This is a genomic window from Mycobacterium sp. E735, assembly GCF_001666955.1.
Lineage (GTDB): Bacteria > Actinomycetota > Actinomycetes > Mycobacteriales > Mycobacteriaceae > Mycobacterium.
The window spans coordinates 1-21,074 of the sequence record NZ_LZIX01000173.1; the positions used below are offsets into that span (position 1 = coordinate 1).

Here is a 21,074-nt window from a genome sequence, read left to right on the forward strand (position 1 = left end):
CGGCCAGACCTACGGCGCCGAGCCGCTGTTGGCGCGCGCCCACCACGGCTCGGTCAGCAAGGAACAGCGCGCCCTGGTCGAAGAGGACCTCAAGCGCGGCCTGCTCAAGGCCGTGGTCGCGACGTCGAGCCTGGAGCTCGGCATCGACATGGGCGCGGTCGACCTGGTGATCCAGGTCGAGGCGCCGCCGTCGGTGGCCAGCGGCCTGCAACGCATCGGGCGGGCCGGCCACCAGGTCGGCGAGGTGTCCCAGGGCGCGCTGTTCCTTGCTGACCGAGCCGTGGTGGGCGCGCGCCAACAGCGGCTCGGCGCCGTAGGTCTGGCCGCTGCCCATGATGTGGGCGGGCGCCCCGCCCGCCACCTTGGTGTTGGTCTCGCCGGACAGGCCCAGACCGCAGCGTTCGGCGTGAATCTCGTTCAGCCGCGCGGTGAGCCGCTCGGCCAGTCGCCGCGAGTTGGCGAACACGATCGTCGAGTTGTGCGCCTCGATCAGGTCGACCAGCCGCGCCTCGACGTCGGGCCAGATGCTGTTGTTGGCCAGGTTGGCCATGTCGGGCACCGGCACCTGCACCGTCAACTCGACGGTCTTGGCCGCGCGGGGGGCCACGATGGTGGTCGGCTGCTGCCCGGAAAGGAACCGGGCGAGCTCCTCGGGCGGGCGCACCGTCGCCGACAGCCCGATGCGCTGCGCTGGCGGCCCCTCCCGCAGTTCGTCGAGCCGCTCCAGCGACAGCGCCAGGTGCGCGCCCCGCTTGCCCGCGGCGATGGCGTGGATCTCGTCGACGATCACCGTCTGCACGCCGGCCAGGGTCTCGCGGGCGGCCGAGGTGAGCATCAGGAACAGCGACTCGGGCGTGGTGATCAGCACGTCGGGTGGCCGCGCGATGAGCTGACGGCGTTCGGCGGGCGGGGTGTCGCCGGACCGGACGCCGACGCTGATGGCCGGTGGCGGCAGGCCGTGCCGCTCGGCGATGCGGGTGAGCCCCGCGAGCGGAGTGCGCAGGTTGCGTTCGACGTCGACCGCCAGCGCCTTGAGCGGAGACACGTACAGCACGCGGGTACCGGCCGGGCGCTCGGCCGCGCCGGCGAGCGAATCCAGGGCCCACAGGAATGCCGCGAGCGTCTTGCCGGATCCGGTCGGCGCGATCACCAGCGTGTTGTCGCCGTCGGCGATGGCATCCCAGGCCTCGGCCTGCGCGGCGGTGGGGCCGGCGAACGTGCTGGTGAACCATTCGCGCGTGGTCGCGCTGAACCGGCCTAACGGATCACGGGTGGTCACCTAACCATGGTGCCAAGGCGCACCGACAAGTACGCGGGCTAGCGCGGCTGGATCCGTGCCGTCGCCATCGCGTGGGACAGCTCCTCGGGGATCTCCGGCACCCGGGCGATGGCGTCGAACAGCGAGTGCGCACACGCGTCGGCGAGGCGTTCGGCGTTGATCGTCGGGTCGATGATGCGCTGGCGGCACAGCTCGAAGGTGAACGCCAGCCAGCCGTGGCAGATCACCCGGAGGTCCCGCTCGACGTCGGCTTCCAGCTTCGCCCCGGAGATGTTGGCCACCAGGTCGTGGATGCGGCTCATGATGTGTTCGAGCTGGCGGTTCTTGGCCTCGTCGTCGACGCCCAGCAGAACCGGGTCCGACCGGCCCAGCCCGACGTAGGCCGCCCACGCGGCCTCCGGGTTCTGCTCGTGGTAGGCCATGTAGGCCATGACGCCGACGCGCACCTCTTCGTACATCGTGAGGCCGGTGGCGTCGTCCATGTTGGTGGTCTCGTACAGCCGGTCGGCCTCGTCCTTGACCACCGCGGCGAAGAAGGCCCGCTTGTCGGGGAAGTAGTGATACATCAGCGCACGCGACACCCCGGCGCGCTCGGCGATCTCGTCGATGCGCACCTCGTCGTAGGGTCGCTTTCCGAAGACTTCTGCCCCCAAAGCGAGCAGCTCAGCGCGTCGATCCTCGGGGGATAAGCGCCTTCGGGCTGTCGGCATGTGAGAGATAGTACTCATCGGTTCTGAGACACCAACCATATTGTGACCATCGGGGCTCCGCGCCCTTGGCCAGCGGTATTGCCGGAAAAATTGACGGTATCGTCGACGCTGCCCGCCGCTTGAGCCCGCGCCGGTTTCACCGGGTTTGCCGCGGGGTATCTGTTCCCATGCGCTATCCGCAAAGTGCCAGCGCGATTGCAGCGCCCCGTCGTCGGACATTTGTCATTGCGGAGTAACTATTGCGACGCAGCAAACGATGAATAAGGCGTTGGCCACACAGGGGGATATGAGGGATACGGATGCACAAAGCCGATGAGCGATCGGGTGGCGATCGCTTGGGACAGGAAGACGGCGAAGTGCGCGCCGCCATCCGGTTCGCGGTGCTCGCCGCGATCGCGGCGGTCGGCTTCCTGGTGCTGGCCGCGCTGTGGGTGAGCACCTGCCCGGGCACCGGTGTCGACACGGCGGCCTGCGGTGCCCCGCAGCGGACGTTGCTGGCGCTGGGCGGACCGGCCATCTTGCTGGCGGCCGGGCTGTGGGCCTTCCTGCGCACCTACCGCGTATGGAAGGCGGAGGGCACCTGGTGGGGATGGCACGGCGCCGGGTGGTTTCTCTTCACGCTGATGGTGCTGATGGTGGCCATGGGCGTCGCGCCGATCGCGGGCCCCGCGCTGCCGCTCTGATCGGGTCTCGCCAAAAGCCTTCCCGGGGATCTACCGTTGAGGGTGCAACCCTAATTGAGCTGCGCATGAGTCATAAGTTCTCCACTAGGAGCAGCCATGGGAGACACCTTTCATGACCCCGTCGACCATCTGAGGACCACGCGGCCGCTCGCCGGCGAGTCGTTGATCGACGTGTTGCACTGGCCCGGTTATCTGCTGGTGGTGGCCGGCGTGATCGGGGCGTGCGGAAGCCTGGCGGCCTTCGGCACCGGACACCACCACGAGGGGATGACCGCGGGCGTGCTTGCGATCATCGCCGCGGTCCTGGGGCTGGTGTGGGTGGCCGTCGAGCACCGCCGGATCCGCCGGATCGCGGACCGCTGGTATGCCGAGCACCCCGAGGCATACCGGCAGCGGCCCGCAAGCTGACGGTCTGCCCGCCGGCCGTTCTGGGCAACGCGCCTTTTTGCCAGGAGGCAAATTGCGGGGTTACCGGCCTCGTCGAGTGGGTATCAGGTCTGCACCATGATGAGTGCCGGAACGGTTGCGTTAGCGTGGTCACCCAATCATGGGGACCAGGATCACGGACACGCCGACATAGATGCTTACAGCCAGAAGAACCAATACAGCCAGCGCGATTCCGGCGAGCGCCGCCGCGCGCTCGAACCGCCGTGCCCGATCGGTTCCGGCGGTCTCCGGCGGCGGCCATGACTGATCGGCTCGAGCGTACGGTCCACGGCGGACTAAGGGGTGGTAGTAGTGGTAGTCAACCGTTGCCGGGAGACCAGATGAACGATGCGGGAGTGCGCGCTCACAAGCGCCAGCGCGGTAACCGTGCCGTCGAATTGCACGTTGCGGCGCGCCTGGAGAACCTGGCGATGCTGCGGACGCTGGTCGGTGCGATCGGCACCTTCGAGGACCTGGACTTCGACGCGGTCGCAGACCTGCGGCTCGCGGTCGACGAGGTGTGCACCCGGTTGATCCGCTGCGCCACCCCCGACGCGACCCTGGTCGTGGTGGTCGACCCGCAGGACGAGCAGTTGGTCGTCGAGGCGTCCGCGGCGTGCGACACGCACGACGTGGTGGCGCCCGGCAGCTTCAGCTGGCACGTGCTGACGTCCCTGGCCGACGACGTCCAGACTTTCCACGATGGTCGCGAACCCAACCAAACCGGCAGCGTGTTCGGTATCACGCTGACGGCGCGACGGGCGGCCTCCAGCAGGTGACCCCACCAGCTGCCGGGGGTTCCGTCTCTCGACCGAACGAATACGCCGATGTCCCGGCGATGTTCCGCGAGCTGGCCGATGTCGACCCGGGCTCGATGGAATTTCAGCGCCAACGGGACAAGATCGTCGAGCGCTGCCTGCCTCTGGCCGATCACATCGCCCGCCGGTTCGAGGGCCGCGGCGAACCGCGCGACGACCTCGTGCAGGTGGCGCGGGTCGGGTTGGTGAACGCGGTGGTCCGGTTCGACGTGGAGGCCGGGTCCGACTTCGTGTCGTTCGCGGTGCCCACGATCATGGGCGAGGTCCGCCGACACTTCCGCGACAACAGCTGGTCGGTGAAGGTGCCCCGGCGCCTGAAGGAACTGCACCTGCGCCTCGGCACCGCCACCGCCGAGCTGTCGCAGCGGCTGGGCCGGGCGCCCACCGCCACGGAGCTCGCCGCCGAACTCGGCATGGACCGCGAGGAGGTCGTCGAGGGCCTGGTGGCGGGCAGCTCGTACAACACCCTGTCCATCGACAGCGGTGGGGGCAGCGAGGAGGACGAGGCCCGCGCGATCGCCGACACCCTGGGCGACGTCGACACCGGTCTGGACCGGATCGAGGATCAGGAGTCGTTGCGGCCCCTGCTCGAGGCGCTGCCGGAGCGGGAGCGAACGGTGTTGGTGCTCAGGTTCTTCGAGTCGATGACGCAGACCCAGATCGCCGAACGGGTGGGCATCTCGCAGATGCACGTGTCCCGGCTGCTGGCCAAGTCGCTAACGCGGCTGCGCGACCAGTTGCAGTAGGGACTCCGGCTCCCCGTCGTCCGCGGATCCCAGCAACGGCTCGGCCGCGGGCGTCGTCACCGGGAGGGTGCCGTCGGGGTCGCAGATGCGCAGCAACCGCGCCACCGCCGCGCTCGGCGCCATCGCCCAATCGGCTTGGGCGCCCGAGCACACGACGTTGATCCGGTGCAGTGCCGAAAAGCCGGCCGTGCCAATGAATTTCAGGCCACGCAGGTCCAGTATCACGCGCTGGGAACTGGCGATGGCGTTTCGCACGTACGCCGCGAGCTGATCCGCGTTGGCGGCGTCGAGCTCGCCGTCCACCGTGATCAGTGTCCCCGACGGGTACCAGCGCGCGGTGAATTGCGCCGCGCGGCTGTGTTGCCAAGATTGGGCCACAGACATTACTGACTCCATCCGTAGAGCAGGATGTGTGCTGCGGAAGACGTCAGGCGTCGATCGAGGCTGAGAACAAGTGAGTTCACCTTCCCGCGCCCTTACGTGATCCGGACGGCTGTGAACTCAACCTGCCCCGAACGGTACCCGCGCCGGACCGGGCCGACAACTGTTTCCCAGGATTATTGTCCGATCGCTATTTGATCTCGGCGAGCACCGTGCCCTGGGTGATGGCGGCGCCCGCCTCGACCGCGAGTCCGGTGATGACGCCGTCCTTGTGCGCGGTGACCGGGTTCTCCATCTTCATCGCCTCGAGGACGACGACCAGGTCGCCGGCGGCGACCTCCTGCCCCTCCTCGACCGCGACCTTGACCACGGTGCCCTGCATCGGCGCGGTCACCGCGTCGCCGGAGGCGGCGGCACCCGAGTGCGCCCCGCGCTTGCGCGGCTTGGGCTTCTTGCGGATGACCCCGGCCGGGTCGGCGGAACCGTTGGACAGCGCCAGGTCGCCGGGCAGCGATACCTCGAGCCGGCGACCGCCCACCTCGACGACCACCGTCTGGCGGGGCCGGGCGTCCTCCTCGTCCAGGGGCTCGCCGCCGGTGAACGGCTCGATGGTGTTGTTCCATTCGGTCTCGATCCAGCGCGTGTGCACCGAGAAGCCGTCGCCGTCGCCGATGAACGCCGGGTCGGACACCACCGCGCGGTGGAACGGGATCACGGTGGCCAGCCCCTCGACGTGGAATTCGTCGAGGGCCCGCCGCGAGCGGGCCAGGGCTTCTTCGCGGGTGGCGCCGTACACGATCAGCTTGGCCAGCATCGAGTCGAACTGGCCGCCGATCACCGATCCGGCTTCGACACCGGAATCCAGCCGGACCCCCGGCCCACTGGGCGTGTCGTACCGGGTGACCGGGCCGGGCGCCGGCAGGAAGCCGCGGCCGGCGTCCTCGCCGTTGATCCGGAACTCGATGGCGTGGCCGCGCGGCGTGGGATCCTCGGTGAGGTCCAGCTTTTCGCCGTTGGCGATCTTGAACTGCTGCAACACCAGGTCGATGCCGGACGTCTCCTCGGTGACCGGGTGCTCGACCTGCAGGCGGGTGTTGACCTCCAGGAACGAGATCAGGCCGTCCTGGCCGACCAGGTACTCGACCGTGCCGGCGCCGTAGTAGTGCGCCTCCTTGCAGATGCGCTTGGCCGACTCGTGGATCTCCTTGCGCTGCGCGTCGGTGAGGAACGGCGCGGGCGCCTCCTCGACCAGCTTTTGGAAGCGGCGCTGCAGGGAGCAGTCTCGGGTGCCGGCCACGATGACGTTGCCGTGCTGGTCGGCGATCACCTGCGCCTCGACGTGGCGGGGCTTGTCCAGGTAGCGCTCGACGAAGCACTCGCCGCGACCGAAGGCGGCGACGGCCTCGCGCACCGCCGACTCGTACAGGTGCGGGATCTCCTCGATGGTGCGCGCCACCTTCATGCCGCGGCCGCCGCCACCGAAGGCCGCCTTGATGGCGATCGGCACGCCGTACTCCTCGGCGAAGGCCACCACCTCGTCGGCGTCCTTGACCGGGTCCGGGGTGCCCGGCACCAGCGGGGCCTGGGCGCGGGCGGCGATGTGGCGGGCGGTGACCTTGTCACCGAGGTCGCGGATCGACTGGGGGCTCGGGCCGATCCAGATCAGGCCGGCGTCGATGACCGCCTGGGCGAAATCGGCGTTCTCCGAAAGGAACCCGTAGCCGGGGTGGACGGCGTTGGCGCCCGACTTGGCCGCCGCGTCGAGGAGCTTGCCGATGTCCAGGTAGGACTCGGCGGAGGTCTGGCCGCCCAGGGCGAACGCCTCGTCGGCGAGCCGCACGTGCGGCGCGTCGGCATCGGGCTCGGCGTACACCGCCACGCTGGCCAGGCCCGCATCGCGGGCCGCGCGGATCACCCGGACAGCGATCTCGCCGCGGTTGGCGACAAGCACTTTGGAGATCCTCGAGCTGGCGTGACTAGCCACTGCGCCTCCTGTTTGGCAGATCTGAAGCGGACGTGTTTCCGCCTTGGGCTTCTTTAAGAGAGTTTCTTACAACTCCAGGGAAGTCTAAGCGCCGCGCCGTCAGGCCGATCAGGCGGTGCCGGAATTCTGGCCTGACTCGCGCAGCCGCCGCTTGATGCGGGCGAGCATCGCCGACATGCCCCGCAACCGCAGCGGGCTGATCAGCGCGGCCAGGCCCAGGTCGGTGTAGAAATCCTCGGGCACCGCCAGGATGTCGGCGGCGGGTTGCTCGTCGAGTCCGGCCGCGAGGATCGACGCGAACCCGCGCGTGGTGGGCGCCTCGGCGGGGGCGCTGAAGTGCAACCGCACCCGGTCCCGGTCGCTCGCATCGACGTGCAGGAACAGCGGGGTCTGACACTCGGGGACGGGCTCCATGGCCCGCTCCTCGAGTTCGGGCGGCAGGGCTGGCAGGTCGTTGGCGAATTCGAGCAGCAGCGCCAGCTTGTCCTGGCCCTCGACTTCGGCGAAGTCGGACACCACCTCGGCCAGGGGCGCGGGCAGGCTCATCGGACCGGAACGGCCCCCGGCTCTTCGCCGGCGACGATCGGCGTGCGCACGGTGTTGCCCCACTCCGTCCACGATCCGTCGTAGTTGCGCACGCCGGGCTTGCCCAGCAGGTACGTGAGCACGAACCAGGTGTGGCTGGACCGCTCGCCGATGCGGCAGTAGACGACCGTCTTGTCGTCGGGCTCGATGAAGCCGTAGATCTCCTCGAGCTCCTCGCGGCTGCGGAATCGGCCGCTCTCATCGACGGCCTTAGCCCAGGGGATGGACCGGGCGGTGGGGATGTGGCCGCCGCGCAGCACGCCCTCCTCGGGGTATTCGGGCATGTGGGTGCGCTTGCCGGTGTACTCGTCCGGCGAGCGCACGTCGATCAGGGGCTGGCCGCCCAGAATGGCCAGCACGTCGTCCTTGTACGCCCGGATGGGCGCGTCGTTGCGCGTGACGACGGGATAGCCGGAGGAGGTCTTGGTCGGCACGTCCAGGGTGGTCTCCCGGCGCTCGGCCAGCCACAGGTCGCGCCCGCCGTTGAGCAGGCGCACGTCGGAATGGCCGAACAGCGTGAAGACCCACAGCGCGTACGCGGCCCACCAGTTGCTCTTGTCGCCGTAGATCACCACGGTGTCGTCGCGCGAGATCCCTTTGCGGTCCATCAATTCGGCGAACTGCTCGCCGTTGATGTAGTCGCGGACGGTCGGGTCGTTGAGGTCGGTGTGCCAGTCGATCTTGACCGCGCCGGGGATATGGCCGACGTCGTAGAGCAAGACGTCCTCGTCGGATTCGACGATCACCAGGCCGGGGGTGCCCATGTTGGCCGACAGCCAGTCGGCGGTGACCAGCCGTTCGGGGTGGGCGTAGTCCGTCAGGGTCGGGCTTGGATCCGGGGGTAATGCCACAACCCGAGCCTACCGTCAGCGCCGCAAGGGCCCCGAGCGCCATTGACTGTCGCGACACATAGACGTCTGCGACGACACGCCGGCGAAGGCCGCCGTGGTTTATGTCTCGCGGTTTCCGTTGCTCACCGTCCACAGCTGCGCCACCGAGAGCCCGACGCGGGCCAGCAACGACCGCAGCAGCGGCAGGCTCACGCCGATCACGTTCGAAGGGTCGCCCTCGATGCCGTCGACGAACCAGCCGCCCAGCCCGTCGAGGGTGAACCCGCCGGCCACCTGCAGGGGCTCGCCTGCGGCGACGTAGGCCCGCAGGTCCGTATCCGTGGGGGCGGCGAAATGCACTGTGGTGCAAGCGGATTCCACTTCACGATGGGTGATCGCGCCGCCGCTCAGGCGCAGCAGGCAGTGCCCGGTATGCAGCAGGCCGGAGCGGCCGGCCATGCGGCGCCACTGGGCCGTCGCGGCGTCGGCCGAGCCGGGCTTGCCGCACAGCTCTCCGTCGAGGTCCAGCATCGAATCACAGCCGAGGACAACGCAATCGGCGGCGACGTCGCCGTCCAGCGCGCCCGCCACCTGTTCGGCCTTGGCCGCCGCCAGCGCGCACACCACCTCGGCCGGGCCGGCGTCGGGTCCCAGGGCGGCGAGGAGGGCGTCCTCGTCCACCCCGGAGACCACGACCAGCGGATCGATGCCGGCCTGGCGCAGCACCTTGCGGCGGCCCGACGAGGCCGAACCGAGGACCAGGCGGGTCAATGCTTCATGTGTGTCATCTGCTGGAAGGTGAGCCGCTGGTAGTTGGACATCGCGAACCGCAGTCGGTCCACCGGCAGGCCCCAGCGCGTGCGCTCGGGCTCGCCGGGCTCGGGGGCGGGGCCGCCCACGACGCCGAGCGCGGTGACCAGCGCGGCCAGCTCCGCGTCGGTCGGTTGACCCTTGAGGACCTGGATATGCGGCTCGTGCGGCCCGTGCGTGGTTTCGGTTGTCTCGGAACCGTTTTCGTCGCTCATCTCGTCGCTCACAGCGGGATGTTCCCGTGCTTCTTGGGCGGCAGGTGCGCGATCTTGCGTTCCAGCAGCCGCAGCGCGGTGCCGATGTAGCCGCGCGTGTGCGACGGCGGGATGACCGCGTCGACGTATCCCCGCTCGGCGGCGACGTACGGATTGACCAGGGTGTCCTCGTACTCCTGCTGCAGCTCCAGCCGCAGGGCGTCGACGTCCTTGCCCTCCTTGGCCGCCTCGGCCAGCTGCTTGCGGTAGACGAAGCCGACGGCCCCGGAGGCGCCCATCACCGCGATCTGCGCGGTCGGCCAGGCGATGTTGACGTCGCAGCCCATGTCCTTGGAGCCCATGACGCAGTACGCGCCGCCGTAGGCCTTGCGGGTGATGACGGTTATCTTCGGAACGGTGGCCTCGCCGTAGGCGAACAGCAGCTTGGCGCCGCGCCGGATGATGCCGTTGTATTCCTGGCCGGTTCCCGGCAGGAAACCCGGGACGTCCACCAGCATGATGATCGGGATGTTGAAGCAGTCGCAGGTGCGCACGAACCGCGCCGCCTTCTCCGAGGCGTTGATGTCCAGGCAGCCGGCGAACTGGGTGGGCTGGTTGGCCACGATGCCGACCGGCCGGCCCTCGATGCGGCCGAACCCGACGACGATGTTGGTGGCGTAGCCGTTCTGGATCTCCAGGAACTCGTCGTCGTCGAGGATGCGGGTGATCACCTCGTGCATGTCGTAGGGCTGGTTGGCCGAGTCCGGGATCAGCGTGTCCAGCTCGAGGTCCTCCTCGGTGAGGTTGTCCTCGATCGCGCCCTCCGGGATGGGCTCGGCGTAGCGCGGTGCGTCGGTGGCGTTGTTCGGCGGCAGGTAGCTCAGCAGGTCCCGCACCCAGTCGAAGGCGTCCTGCTCGCCGGAGGCGACGTAGTGCAGGGTGCCCGACTTGGCCATGTGGGTATGCGCCCCGCCGAGTTCCTCCATCGTGACGTCCTCGCCGGTGACGGTCTTGATGACGTCCGGCCCGGTGATGAACATCTGGCTGGTCTGGTCGACCATCACCACGAAGTCGGTCAGGGCGGGGGAGTAGACGTGCCCGCCGGCGGCCGCGCCCATGATCAGCGAGATCTGCGGGATCACGCCGGAGGCCAGGATGTTGTTCCGGAAGATCTTGCTGTACAGGCCGAGCGAGACGACGCCCTCCTGGATGCGGGCGCCGGCCCCGTCGTTGATGCCGATCAGCGGGCGGCCGGTCTTGATCGCCAGCTCCTGCACCTTGACGATCTTCTCGCCGTACACCTCGCCCAGGCTGCCGCCGAACACCGTGGCGTCCTGGCTGAAGATGCACACGTCGCGGCCGTCGATGGTGCCGTAACCGGTGATCACCCCGTCGCCGAGGGGGCGGTTGTTCTCCAGGCCGAAGTTCTTGCTGCGGTGCCGGGCCAGCGCGTCGAGCTCGACGAACGAGTCCTCGTCGAGCAGGGCGAGGATGCGCTCGCGGGCGGTCAGCTTGCCCTTGGCGTGCACCTTCTCGACGGCCTCTTCGCCCACCGGGTGCAGCGATTCCTCGCGGCGCTTGTGGAGTTCGGCCAGCTTGCCTGCGGTGGTGTGGATGTCGATCGTGTGCTCAGCGGCCGGCTCTGCGGTGTGGTCGGTAACGCTTGTCATGGGATCCGAGCTTAGCGGCGCGCTAGTCTCCGCTGATGGACTGGGCGACCGAATGCGACGTGCTGGTCGCCGGGTCGGGCGGCGGAGGCGTCACCGGCGCCTACACCGCGGCACGCGAGGGCCTGGACGTGATGCTGGTGGAGGCGACGTCGAAATTCGGCGGTACCACCGCCTACTCCGGTGGCGGCGGCGTCTGGTTCCCGTGCAATCCGGTGCTGCTGCGGGCCGGCGTCGACGACACCATCGAGGACGCGCTCACCTACTACCGGGCCGTGGTCGGTGACCGCACCCCGCGCGAGCTGCAGGAGGCGTATGTCCGCGGCGGGGCCCCGCTGATCGAATACCTGGAGGCCGACCCCCACCTGAAGTTCGTGCCCCTGCCCTGGCCCGACTACTACGGCAAGGCGCCGAAGGCGCGGCTGGACGGTCAGCGCCACATCGCCGCGAAGCCCTGGAAGGTGGCCGCCGCCCCCGAACTGCGGGAGGTGATCCGCGGGCCGTTGGACACCGACCGGCTCGGGGCCGAACCACCCTCGGACTACTACCTCGGCGGCCGCGCCCTGATCGCTCGGTTCCTCACGGCGATCGCTCAGTACCCGAACGCGGCGCTACAGCGCGACACCGCCCTGGTCGAGCTCGTCCTTTCCGACGGGGCGGTGACCGGGGCGATCGTGGAGAGCGGCGGCGAGCGGCGGGCCATCCGCACCCGGCTGGGCGTGCTGCTGGCCGCCGGCGGCTTCGAGAACAACGAGGAGATGCGCCGCGAATTCGGGGTGCCCGGCACCGCGCGAGACACCATGGGCGGCCCGGGAAGTCGCGGCCTGGCGCTGCGGGCCGGCATCGCCGCGGGCGCCGACACCGACCTGCTGGACCAGGCGTGGTGGTCACCGGGCATGACCCATCCCGACGGGCGGTCCGCGTTCGCGCTGTGGTTCACCGGCGGCATCTTCGTCAACCAGGACGGCGACCGGTTCGTCAACGAGTCCCAGGCGTACGACCGGGCCGGCCGCGAGATCATCGCGCAACTGCAGGACGGTTCAATCACGTTGCCGTACTGGATGATCTACGACGACTCCGACGGCGAGGTGCCCCCGGTGAAGGCGGCCAACGTGTCCATCGTCGAGACCGGGAAGTACGTCGCCGCCGGCCTGTGGCACACCGCGGACACCTTGGAGGAACTGGCGGACAAGATCGGCGTGCCGGGCGGGCGGCTGGCGGCAACGGTGGCCCGGTTCAACGGTTTTGCCGCCTCGGGCGTCGACGAGGACTTCGGCAGGGGCGACGAGGCTTTCGACCGCGCGTTCTCGGGGGGCGCCTCGCCGCTGGTGCCCATCGAACGCCCGCCGTACCACGCCGCGGCGTTCGGGATCTCCGATCTGGGCACCAAGGGCGGCCTGCGCACCGACGCCGCCGCCCGGGTGCTCGACACGTCCGGTAATCCCATACCGGGCCTCTACGCCGCAGGCAACACGATGGCCGCGCCCAGCGGCACGGCGTATCCCGGCGGTGGCAACCCGATCGGGACCAGCATGCTGTTCAGCCACCTGGCCGTCCTGGACATGCTCGACGTCGTGAGCCGCCGGCGCCGCTGAGTCCTAGGCTGGGTCCAGTGACAGACCGAGACCAGCTCCGGCCACCTTTGGACCAGGCCGCATTACGCGCCGAGCTGATCGGCACCGGGCTGGGCTGGCGCCGGCTCGACGTCGTCGACGAAACCGGTTCCACCAACGCCGACCTGCTGGCCCGCGCCGCGTCCGGGACCGACGTCGCCGGGGCCGTGCTCATCGCCGAGCACCAGACCGCCGGGCGCGGGCGCCACGGCCGCGGCTGGTCTGCCACCCCGCGGGCGCAGCTCACGATGTCGGTCGCCGTCAGCATCGTCGACGTGCCGACCTCCGGGTGGGGCTGGCTGCCGCTGGCCACCGGGGTGGCGGTGGTGGACACGTTGGCCCCGCTGCTCGACGGCGTTCGGGTGGGGCTCAAGTGGCCCAACGACGTGCTGGCGGGGGACCCCCCGGGCAAACTGGCGGGCATCCTGGCCGAGGTGGCGCGGCCGGTGGTGGTAATCGGCTTGGGGCTCAACGTGTTTGAGGCACCGGCCGGTGTCGAGGGGGCCACCTCGCTGGTCGACTTGGGCGTGCCGGCGCCCGACCGGACCCGGCTGGTGTGCGGGCTGTTGAAGGAACTCGGGCGGCGGATCGTGGCCTGGCGCGCCGCGCGCGGGGCCGACTGGGCGCTGGCGGCCGACTACCGGGCACGCAGCCTGACGGTCGGCGCGCGGGTGCGGGCGCACCTGCCGGGTGGCAAAGAGGTGGTCGGGGACGCGAGCGCCGTCGACGACCAGGGCAGGTTGTGCATCGAAAGTGGGGGACAGACGGTCGTCGTTTCGGCCGGTGACGTGGTGCATCTGCGGTAGCTTCTGGCAGGTGAGCTATCCGGATAACGTCCTGGCCGCCGGCGAGCAGGTGATCATCCACCGCCACCCGCACTGGAAGCGGCTGATCTGGCCGGTCGTCGTCCTTTTGCTGGTGACCGCGATCGCGGCGTTCGGGTCCGGATACCTCAACTCCACGCACTGGGGCCAGCTGGCCAAGAACATCATCTACGGCGTCATCTGGGGCATCTGGCTGGTGATCGTCGGCTGGCTGACGCTGTGGCCGTTCTTGAGCTGGCTGACCACCCATTTCGTCGTGACGAACCGGCGGGTGATGTTTCGGCACGGGGTGCTGACCCGCACCGGAATCGATATCCCGCTGGCGCGGATCAACAGCGTGGAATTCCGCGACCGCATCACCGAGCGGATGTTTCGCACCGGGACGTTGATTATCGAATCGGCGTCACAAGACCCGTTGGAGTTCTACGACATACCGCGGCTGCGCGAGGTGCACGCGCTGCTGTATCACGAAGTCTTCGACACCCTGGGTTCCGAGGAGTCGCCCGGCTGAGTCAGCCGGCCGGCCCGGTTGCGCCAGGACCGCAGCAGCGTGACGTTGCCGCCCTCGATCTCGTCCTCGAGCATTTCGGCGATACCGCCGGCGGTGAGGGCGGATTCCAGCGCCTTGTCCGGGTTGCGCGCGAACTCGTCGGGGAACACCCAGCGCCGGAACGCATAGAAGCGGAACGCCATCTGCAGCAGGTTGCCGATGATGTAGGCCGAGATGAAGTCGGCGATGTTCTCCACGGTCAGCGACACCATCGGCTCCCGCAGCTGTAGGACGTAGCTGGAGAACCACAGCGGCGCCATGGACAGCAGCACGCCCACCCCGCTGAACGCGAAGAACAGCAGCGCCTCGTGGTGACGCTCCCGGCCGCCGCGATCGCGGAAGCTCCACTCCCGGTTCAGCACGTAGGACGCGATGACCGCGACGATGCCGGCGATGACCTTCGCGGTGACCGGCTTGGAGTCCAGAATTGTCAGTTTCAGCGTGTAGAAAATCGCCGAGTCGATCACGAACGTCGTACCGCCGACGATGGCGAATTTGATCAGTTCGTGGTGGCGCAGCAAATAGGGCTGAATAAAGCCGGGCATGCGCTCGATTGCGGCGTCGGCGAAGGGCACAAGTGGTCAGTGTACGGACGGACACAAAATAGACGCAAAATCGTACATAACGATTCGGCGTCACCGCCGGTCAACACGCCGCCCGCGCCGTGACACCATGATGGCCGTGCCGAACACACGCCCTCCCGGGGCCGCACCCACGAAAGCGCCGGTGGTCGCCATGGTCGGCGGGGGACAGCTGGCCCGGATGACCCACCAGGCCTCGATCGCCCTCGGGCAGACGCTGCGCGTGCTGGCCACCGCCGCCGACGAGCCGGCCGCGCAGGTCACGCCCGACGTCGTGATCGGTTCGCACACCGAGCTGGACGACCTGCGCCGGGTCGCGGCCGGGGCCCATGTGCTGACGTTCGACCACGAGCACGTGCCGAACGAGCTGCTGGAGAAGCTGGTTGCCGAGGGGGTGAACGTCGCGCCGCCGCCGGAGGCGCTGGTGCACGCCCAGGACAAGCTGGTGATGCGCCGGCGGCTGGACGCGATGGGCGCCCCGGTCCCGCGCTACGCCGGCATCGCGAATCTCGAGGAGCTGGACGCCTTCGCGCAGCTCGTCGGCGGCCCCGTGGTGGTGAAGGCCGTCCGCGGCGGCTACGACGGGCGCGGGGTGCGGATGGCGCGCGACCCCTCGCACGCCCGCGATATCGCGACCAGCTTCCTGGCCGATGGCGTGCCGGTGATGGCCGAGGAGCAGGTGAACCTGCGCCGCGAACTGTCGGCGCTGGTGGCGCGGTCGCCGTTCGGCCAGGGCGCGGCCTGGCCGGTGGTGGAGACGGTCCAGCGCGACGGCATCTGCGTCCAGGTGATCGCGCCCGCCCCGAACCTGCCCGAGCACGTGGCCGCGGCCGCGCAGCAGCTGGCGTTGCGGCTGGCCGCCGAACTCGGCGTGGTCGGGGTGCTCGCGGTGGAGCTGTTCGAGACCGTCCAGGGTGAGCTGCTGGTCAACGAGCTCGCGATGCGGCCGCACAACTCCGGGCACTGGACCATGGACGGGGCGCGCACCAGCCAGTTCGAACAGCACGTGCGGGCGGTGCTGGACTACCCGCTCGGCGACACCGATGCCATCGCCCCGGTGACGGTGATGGCGAACGTCCTGGGCGCCGCGCAGCGGCCGGCGATGACGGTCGACGAGCGGCTGCACCACCTGTTCGCGCGGATGCCCGACGCGCGGGTTCACCTCTACGGCAAGGAGGAACGGCCCGGCCGCAAGGTCGGCCACGTCAATTTCCTGGGCTCCGACATGGCGGAGCTGGCCGCGCTGCGGGAGCGCGCCGAGCTCGCGGCACACTGGTTGTCACACGGGCAATGGACGGACGGATGGGATCCGCATGACTAGCAACCCCAGGGTCGGCGTGATCATGGGCAGCGACAGCGACTGGTCGGTGATGAAGGACGCCGCCGAGGCGCTCGCCGAGTTCGACATTCCGGCCGAGGTTCGGGTGGTCTCCGCGCACCGGACCCCACAGGTGATGTTCGACTATGCGCGCGGCGCGGCCGACCGCGGCATCGAGGTGATCATCGCGGGCGCCGGCGGCGCCGCACACCTGCCGGGGATGGTCGCGTCGGCGACGCCGCTGCCGGTGATCGGGGTGCCCGTCCCGCTGGCGCGGCTGGACGGCCTCGACTCGCTGCTGTCGATCGTGCAGATGCCGGCGGGCGTGCCGGTGGCCACGGTCTCGATCGGCGGCGCCCGCAACGCGGGCCTGCTCGCCGTGCGCATGCTCGGGTCGTCCGACCCGGCGCTGCGGGCGCGCATCGTCGAGTTTCAGGGCCGGCTGGCCGAGAGCGTGCGGGCCAAGGATGAGGCGCTGCAAAAGCGCCAGGGTAAAGTTACTGGCTAGTAGCTAGAGGAGGCCACGATGGCTGGTTGGGCCGGAGACCCCACGTTCGATCTGTTCCAGTTGCCCGAGGAACACCAGGAGTTGCGGGCGGCGATCCGCGCGCTGGCGGAGAAGGAGATCGCCCCGCACGCGGCCGACGTGGATGAGAATGCGCGGTTCCCGCAGGAGGCGCTCGAGGCGCTGAATGCGTCGGGGTTCAACGCCGTGCACGTGCCCGAGGAGTACGGCGGGCAGGGCGCGGATTCGGTGGCGGCGTGCATCGTGATCGAGGAAGTGGCCCGCGTCGACGCCTCGGCGTCGCTGATTCCCGCGGTGAACAAGCTGGGCACTATGGGCCTGATCCTGCGCGGCTCCGACGAGCTCAAGAAGCAGGTGCTGCCGTCGGTCGCCGACGGCACCGCGATGGCGTCCTACGCCCTCTCGGAGCGGGAGGCCGGCAGCGACGCGGCCTCGATGCGGACCCGGGCCAAGGCCGACGGCGACGACTGGATTCTCAACGGCGCCAAGTGCTGGATCACCAACGGCGGCAAGTCGAGCTGGTACACCGTCATGGCGGTCACCGACCCGGACAAGGGCGCCAACGGCATCTCGTCGTTCATGGTGCACGCCGACGACGAGGGGTTCACGGTCGGTCCCAAGGAACGCAAGCTCGGCATCAAGGGCTCGCCGACCACCGAGCTGTACTTCGAGAACTGCCGCATCCCGGGCGACCGGATCATCGGCGAGCCGGGCACCGGCTTCAAGACGGCGCTGGCGACGCTGGACCACACCCGGCCCACGATCGGCGCGCAGGCGGTCGGCATCGCGCAGGGGGCGCTGGACGCCGCGATCGCCTACACCAAGGACCGCAAGCAGTTCGGCCGCCCGGTCAGCGACAACCAGGGCGTGCAGTTCATGCTCGCCGACATGGCCATGAAGCTCGAGTCCGCGCGGCTGATGGTCTACCACGCCGCCGCCCGCGCCGAGCGCGGCGAATCCAACCTGGGCTTCATCTCCGCGGCGTCCAAGTGCTGGGCGTCCGACGTGGCGATGGAGGTGACCACCGACGCCGTGCAGCTGTTCGGCGGCGCGGGCTACACCGTCGACTTCCCGGTGGAGCGAATGATGCGCGACGCCAAGATCACTCAGATCTACGAGGGCACGAATCAGATCCAACGCGTGGTCATGTCGCGGGCGCTGCTGCGCTGACCTATAGGATCTCCGTCGGTTAACCATCGGGGTGGTAGGGCCACACGTAAAGTCGAACAAATGTGTCTTACCGCGGCCAGGGGGTCTGAAGTGAACAGCGTGGCTACCTTGGCGCATCCCCGGACGACCGGGAATTGATGCCCGTGCGCGCACCAGTGACCCCGGCGGCGAGTTGGCAGTCATTGTCGTTGCTGTTGGTCGAGGACGACCGGGCGGACGCGGTGCTCGTGGAAGACCTGATCGCCGACGCCGTCGCCGATATCCGGGTGGTGTGGGCGCAGTCGATGGCCCACGCCGAACGCGAGCTGGCCTCCGCCCGGCCCGACTGCGTGCTGCTGGACCTGCACCTGCCCGACGCCAACGGCATCGACGCGCTGGACCGCATCGCCAAGCACGACGCCACCGTGCCGATCGTGGTGCTGACCGGACTGAACGACGAGTACTTCGGGGCGTCCGCGGTCGCTGCGGGCGCCCAGGACTATCTGGTCAAGGGCCGGGTCGAGCCGGAGATGCTGCGGCGCGCGCTGCTGTATGCGATCGAACGCAAGCGGGCCGAGCTGATCGCGGCCGACCTGCACGCGACCCGGCTGCGGGCGCGGGAGAACGCGCTGCTGGAGCGCGGGCTGCTGCCCTCCCCGCTGCTGCTGGACAAGCCGGGCGTCGACATCGTCGCGCGGTACCGCCCGAGTCGCGAGGACGCGTTGCTGTGCGGGGACTTCTACGACGTGGTCCAGACACCCGATCGGATCGTGCACGTCCTGATCGGTGACGTCGCCGGCCACGGGCCGCACGAGGCCGCCCTGGGTGCGGCGCTGCGGATCGCGTTTCGCGCGCTCACCTTCGCCGGCGTGCACGGGGTGGAAGTGATGCGGCAGCTCGAGCGGGTGCTGCACTCGGAGCGAACGGACACAGGCGTTTTCGCGACCGTGCTCAGCTTGGAGATCCCGCCCGACAGCACGCGCATCACCGCCATCCGCGCCGGCCATCCGGGGATGCTGTTGCAGCGCGACGGCGCCGTGGAATGGGTGGAGCCGCCGGGCGGTCCGGCGCTGGGCCTGCGCGCCGACGATGACTGGCCGCGGTTCGAGATGGACCTGCCCCCGGGTCAGGGGCTGCTGCTGCTGACCGACGGGCTGTTCGAGGGATATTCGGGACAAGGCATCCGGCGCCTCGGCGAGGACGGCCTGCTCGCGCTGGCGCGATCGCACGCGGCCAAGCCGGGCCCGGAGTTCGTCGATGCGCTCATCGACGGCGCGCAGCAGCTCGCCCAGTCGCACGGCGGGCTCACCGACGACATCGCGGTGCTGCGGGTGGAAAGGACCACCACGTGACCCCGAGGTTGCGCCGCCCGCGACTGTCGCAGCTCACCGTGCGCGGATGGCAGGCGCTCGTGTTGGTCAGCATGGGCGCGATGGTGCTCGCCGGCGCGGTGGTCGGTGCGTTGCTGCTGAATCGCACGGACCAGATGACGCGCGACCTCGTCGACAACATCCAGCCGGCGCGCGTGGCCGCCTTCCAGCTGCAGGCCGCGCTGCGCGACCAGGAGACCGGCATCCGCGGCTACCTGATCGCCGGAGACCGGCAATTCCTCACGCCGTACTACGACGGTCAGCACAGCGAACAGGCTGCGGTGGAAGAGATCCGGCGCCGGCTGGGCGGGCGTCCGGACCTGTTGGGTGACCTGGACGCGATCGAGGACGCGGCGGCCAGGTGGCGGGAAAGCTATGCCGAACCGGTGATCGCGACCGTGCTGCCGAACGGCAAGAACGTCAACAGCAAGCCGTCGGCCGAGCGCGGTAAGGCCGAATTCGACCATCTGCGAATGCTTTTCGATACCCAGAATGCGAACCTGTCCGCGGCCCGGGCGGCCGCGGCGGGCGAACTCAAACGCGTTGATGCCTGGCGCGACAGGGCTTTCGGTGCCATGGTGTTGTTGTTCTTCGTCACGGCCGGGATGCTGGGGTTCCTGATCCGGGAGACGGTCGCCCGGCCGCTCGCGGCGCTGGCGGCGGCGTGCCGCCGGATCACCCAGGGCAGCTTCGAGGAAAGCATCGCGGCGCCGAAGCGGCCCAAGGACGTTCGCGACATGGCGATCGACGTGGAGAACATGCGCAGGCGGATGGTCGAGGAGCTCGAGATCTCACACTCGGCGCAGGCGCAACTGGACGAGCAGGCGGCCGAATTGCGCCGGTCCAATACCGAACTCGAGCAGTTCGCTTACGTGGCGTCGCACGACCTGCAGGAGCCGCTGCGCAAGGTCGCCTCGTTCTGCCAGCTGCTGGAGCGGCGCTACGGCGATCAGCTCGACGAGCGCGGCATCGAATACATCGGCTTCGCGGTCGACGGGGCCAAGCGGATGCAGGCGCTGATCAACGACCTGCTCACCTTTTCGCGCGTCGGCCGGCTCGGCACCACGGAAACCGACGTCGACCTCGACACCACGCTGGACTCCGGTCTGGCCAACCTGGCCACCGCGATCGAGGAATCCGACGCCGAGGTCGTGCGACCCGACTCCCTGCCGCGGATCAAGGGCGACCCGATGCTGCTGACGATGCTGTGGCAGAACCTCATCGGCAACGCGGTGAAGTTCCGGCACAAGGACCGCAGGCCACGCGTCGTCATCGAGTGCGCACCGGGCACCGCCGCTCATGACCGCGAATGGGTGATCACCGTGTCGGACAACGGCATCGGCATCCCGGCGGAGTTCGCCGACAAGGTCTTCGTCATCTTCCAACGCCTGCACGGCCGCGACGTGTACGCCGGGACCGGCGTCGGCCTCGCGCTGGTCAAGAAGATCGTCGAGCACCACGGCGGCACCATCCGGATCGACACGACCCGCACCGAGGGCACCCGGTTCGAGTTCACCCTGCCCATGTCCATGCCCGAGCCCGAGCCCGTTGGCGAAGCAGACGCAGACGCTTTGGAAGGAGCGCATCAATGACGTCAGAAGGTAGAGCGATCGACATCCTGCTCGTCGAAGACGACCCGGGGGACGAGCTGATCACGCGAGAAGCGTTCGAGCACAACAAACTCAACAACCGGCTTCATGTCGCGCACGACGGCGAGGAAGGCCTCGACTACCTCTACCGGCGCGGTCAGTTCTCCGACGCGCCGCGGCCCGACCTCATCCTGCTGGACCTGAACCTGCCGAAATACGACGGCCGTCAGCTGCTGGAGAAGGTCAAGTCCGACCCCGATCTGGCCCGCATCCCGGTCGTCGTGCTCACCACCTCATCGGCGGAGGAGGACATTCTGCGCAGCTACAAGCTGCACGCCAACGCGTATGTCACCAAACCCGTTGACCTGGACCAGTTCATGAAGGCCGTCCAGCAGATCGACGAGTTCTTCGTCCAGGTGGTGCGGCTGCCCAGCCAGTGAC

Annotated in this window: 22 protein-coding genes and 2 pseudogenes; 14 read left to right on the forward strand and 10 right to left on the reverse strand. The window is 69.2% G+C overall.

Annotation, left to right across the window (positions count from 1 at the left end; all coding sequences use genetic code 11):
• Positions 1–28 precede the first annotated feature (28 nt).
• Positions 29–169, forward strand: a pseudogene (locus tag A5704_RS29760) (helicase-related protein); the annotation flags it as partial.
• 80 nt (positions 170–249) lie between these two features.
• Here A5704_RS29760 and A5704_RS13435 read toward each other — a convergent pair.
• Positions 250–1,279: pseudogene (locus A5704_RS13435) on the reverse strand (DEAD/DEAH box helicase); the annotation flags it as partial.
• A 38-nt stretch (positions 1,280–1,317) separates the two neighbouring features.
• On the reverse strand, positions 1,318–1,989 hold the full coding sequence (locus tag A5704_RS13440; RefSeq protein WP_067749339.1) for a TetR/AcrR family transcriptional regulator: 672 nt from the start codon (positions 1,987–1,989) through the stop codon (positions 1,318–1,320).
• A gap of 299 nt (positions 1,990–2,288) precedes the next feature.
• Here A5704_RS13440 and A5704_RS13445 point away from each other — a divergent pair, with 299 nt between their 5' ends.
• From A5704_RS13445 to A5704_RS13460, 4 genes are all read left to right on the forward strand, one after another.
• The gene (locus A5704_RS13445; RefSeq protein ID WP_067749344.1) at positions 2,289–2,672 is read left to right on the forward strand and encodes a hypothetical protein; all 384 of its coding nucleotides are present in this window, start codon (positions 2,289–2,291) and stop codon (positions 2,670–2,672) included.
• Positions 2,673–2,768: 96 nt separating this feature from the next.
• Positions 2,769–3,080: a protein UsfY gene (usfY, locus tag A5704_RS13450; protein ID WP_067749347.1), complete on the forward strand. Its 312-nt coding sequence runs from the start codon at positions 2,769–2,771 to the stop codon at positions 3,078–3,080.
• Between the two features lie 359 nt (positions 3,081–3,439).
• Entirely contained in the window at positions 3,440–3,877 is a 438-nt protein-coding gene (locus A5704_RS13455) for an ATP-binding protein (protein WP_067749350.1), read from the forward strand.
• Positions 3,874–4,662 (forward strand): RNA polymerase sigma factor SigF, encoded by a 789-nt coding sequence (locus tag A5704_RS13460; RefSeq protein WP_067749352.1) that lies wholly within the window; start codon positions 3,874–3,876, stop codon positions 4,660–4,662. The genes A5704_RS13455 and A5704_RS13460 overlap by 4 nt, the downstream gene beginning before the upstream one ends.
• Here the strand turns inward: A5704_RS13460 and A5704_RS13465 are convergent.
• The 7 genes from A5704_RS13465 to A5704_RS13495 all read right to left on the reverse strand — a co-directional run bounded on the left by A5704_RS13465 (position 4,633) and on the right by A5704_RS13495 (position 11,116).
• Positions 4,633–5,058 carry an STAS domain-containing protein gene (locus A5704_RS13465; RefSeq protein ID WP_067749355.1) on the reverse strand — a complete coding sequence of 142 codons (426 nt, stop codon included), beginning with the start codon at positions 5,056–5,058 and terminating at the stop codon, positions 4,633–4,635. The genes A5704_RS13460 and A5704_RS13465 overlap by 30 nt on opposite strands.
• A 175-nt stretch (positions 5,059–5,233) precedes the next feature.
• Positions 5,234–7,027 (reverse strand): acetyl/propionyl/methylcrotonyl-CoA carboxylase subunit alpha, encoded by a 1,794-nt coding sequence (locus A5704_RS13470; protein WP_067749358.1) that lies wholly within the window; start codon positions 7,025–7,027, stop codon positions 5,234–5,236.
• A 108-nt stretch (positions 7,028–7,135) separates the two neighbouring features.
• On the reverse strand, positions 7,136–7,573 hold the full coding sequence (locus tag A5704_RS13475) for a SufE family protein (RefSeq protein WP_067749361.1): 438 nt from the start codon (positions 7,571–7,573) through the stop codon (positions 7,136–7,138).
• Positions 7,570–8,463: a sulfurtransferase gene (locus A5704_RS13480; protein WP_067749364.1), complete on the reverse strand. Its 894-nt coding sequence runs from the start codon at positions 8,461–8,463 to the stop codon at positions 7,570–7,572. Before A5704_RS13480 ends, A5704_RS13475 begins: the two co-directional genes overlap by 4 nt.
• Before the next feature lie 99 nt (positions 8,464–8,562).
• Positions 8,563–9,213 carry a nucleoside triphosphate pyrophosphatase gene (locus A5704_RS13485; RefSeq protein WP_067889405.1) on the reverse strand — a complete coding sequence of 217 codons (651 nt, stop codon included), beginning with the start codon at positions 9,211–9,213 and terminating at the stop codon, positions 8,563–8,565.
• Entirely contained in the window at positions 9,210–9,479 is a 270-nt protein-coding gene (locus A5704_RS13490) for an acyl-CoA carboxylase subunit epsilon (RefSeq protein ID WP_197499119.1), read from the reverse strand. The genes A5704_RS13485 and A5704_RS13490 overlap by 4 nt, the downstream gene beginning before the upstream one ends.
• Positions 9,476–11,116, reverse strand: coding sequence for an acyl-CoA carboxylase subunit beta (locus A5704_RS13495; RefSeq protein WP_067749378.1), 1,641 nt, complete (start codon positions 11,114–11,116; stop codon positions 9,476–9,478). The genes A5704_RS13490 and A5704_RS13495 overlap by 4 nt, the downstream gene beginning before the upstream one ends.
• A 35-nt stretch (positions 11,117–11,151) precedes the next feature.
• Here A5704_RS13495 and A5704_RS13500 point away from each other — a divergent pair, with 35 nt between their 5' ends.
• From A5704_RS13500 to A5704_RS13510, 3 genes are read left to right on the forward strand one after another with little or no spacing between them, the layout of a single operon-like run.
• Positions 11,152–12,708 (forward strand): FAD-binding protein, encoded by a 1,557-nt coding sequence (locus A5704_RS13500; protein WP_067749386.1) that lies wholly within the window; start codon positions 11,152–11,154, stop codon positions 12,706–12,708.
• A gap of 17 nt (positions 12,709–12,725) precedes the next feature.
• Entirely contained in the window at positions 12,726–13,532 is an 807-nt protein-coding gene (locus tag A5704_RS13505; RefSeq protein WP_067889408.1) for a biotin--[acetyl-CoA-carboxylase] ligase, read from the forward strand.
• Positions 13,533–13,542: 10 nt separating this feature from the next.
• Entirely contained in the window at positions 13,543–14,061 is a 519-nt protein-coding gene (locus A5704_RS13510) for a PH domain-containing protein (RefSeq protein WP_067889448.1), read from the forward strand.
• On the opposite strand, the gene A5704_RS13515 is transcribed toward A5704_RS13510, so the two are convergent.
• Positions 14,016–14,675: a GtrA family protein gene (locus A5704_RS13515; protein ID WP_067758944.1), complete on the reverse strand. Its 660-nt coding sequence runs from the start codon at positions 14,673–14,675 to the stop codon at positions 14,016–14,018. The two genes, A5704_RS13510 and A5704_RS13515, sit on opposite strands and share 46 nt — an antisense overlap.
• A gap of 97 nt (positions 14,676–14,772) precedes the next feature.
• Here A5704_RS13515 and A5704_RS13520 point away from each other — a divergent pair, with 97 nt between their 5' ends.
• From A5704_RS13520 to A5704_RS13545, 6 genes are all read left to right on the forward strand, one after another.
• Entirely contained in the window at positions 14,773–16,002 is a 1,230-nt protein-coding gene (locus A5704_RS13520; RefSeq protein WP_082954862.1) for a 5-(carboxyamino)imidazole ribonucleotide synthase, read from the forward strand.
• Positions 15,995–16,507 (forward strand): 5-(carboxyamino)imidazole ribonucleotide mutase, encoded by a 513-nt coding sequence (gene purE / locus A5704_RS13525; protein ID WP_067758950.1) that lies wholly within the window; start codon positions 15,995–15,997, stop codon positions 16,505–16,507. Before A5704_RS13520 ends, purE begins: the two co-directional genes overlap by 8 nt.
• An 18-nt stretch (positions 16,508–16,525) precedes the next feature.
• On the forward strand, positions 16,526–17,695 hold the full coding sequence (locus A5704_RS13530; protein ID WP_067889414.1) for an acyl-CoA dehydrogenase: 1,170 nt from the start codon (positions 16,526–16,528) through the stop codon (positions 17,693–17,695).
• 137 nt (positions 17,696–17,832) lie between these two features.
• Positions 17,833–19,026, forward strand: a complete 1,194-nt coding sequence (locus A5704_RS13535) for a PP2C family protein-serine/threonine phosphatase (protein ID WP_067758956.1) — start codon at positions 17,833–17,835, stop codon at positions 19,024–19,026.
• Positions 19,027–19,097: 71 nt separating this feature from the next.
• Complete coding sequence (locus tag A5704_RS13540) at positions 19,098–20,636, forward strand: CHASE3 domain-containing protein (RefSeq protein WP_082954865.1); 1,539 nt, start codon at positions 19,098–19,100, stop codon at positions 20,634–20,636.
• Positions 20,633–21,073 (forward strand): response regulator, encoded by a 441-nt coding sequence (locus A5704_RS13545; protein WP_067758960.1) that lies wholly within the window; start codon positions 20,633–20,635, stop codon positions 21,071–21,073. The genes A5704_RS13540 and A5704_RS13545 overlap by 4 nt, the downstream gene beginning before the upstream one ends.
• Position 21,074: the final 1 nt, after the last annotated feature.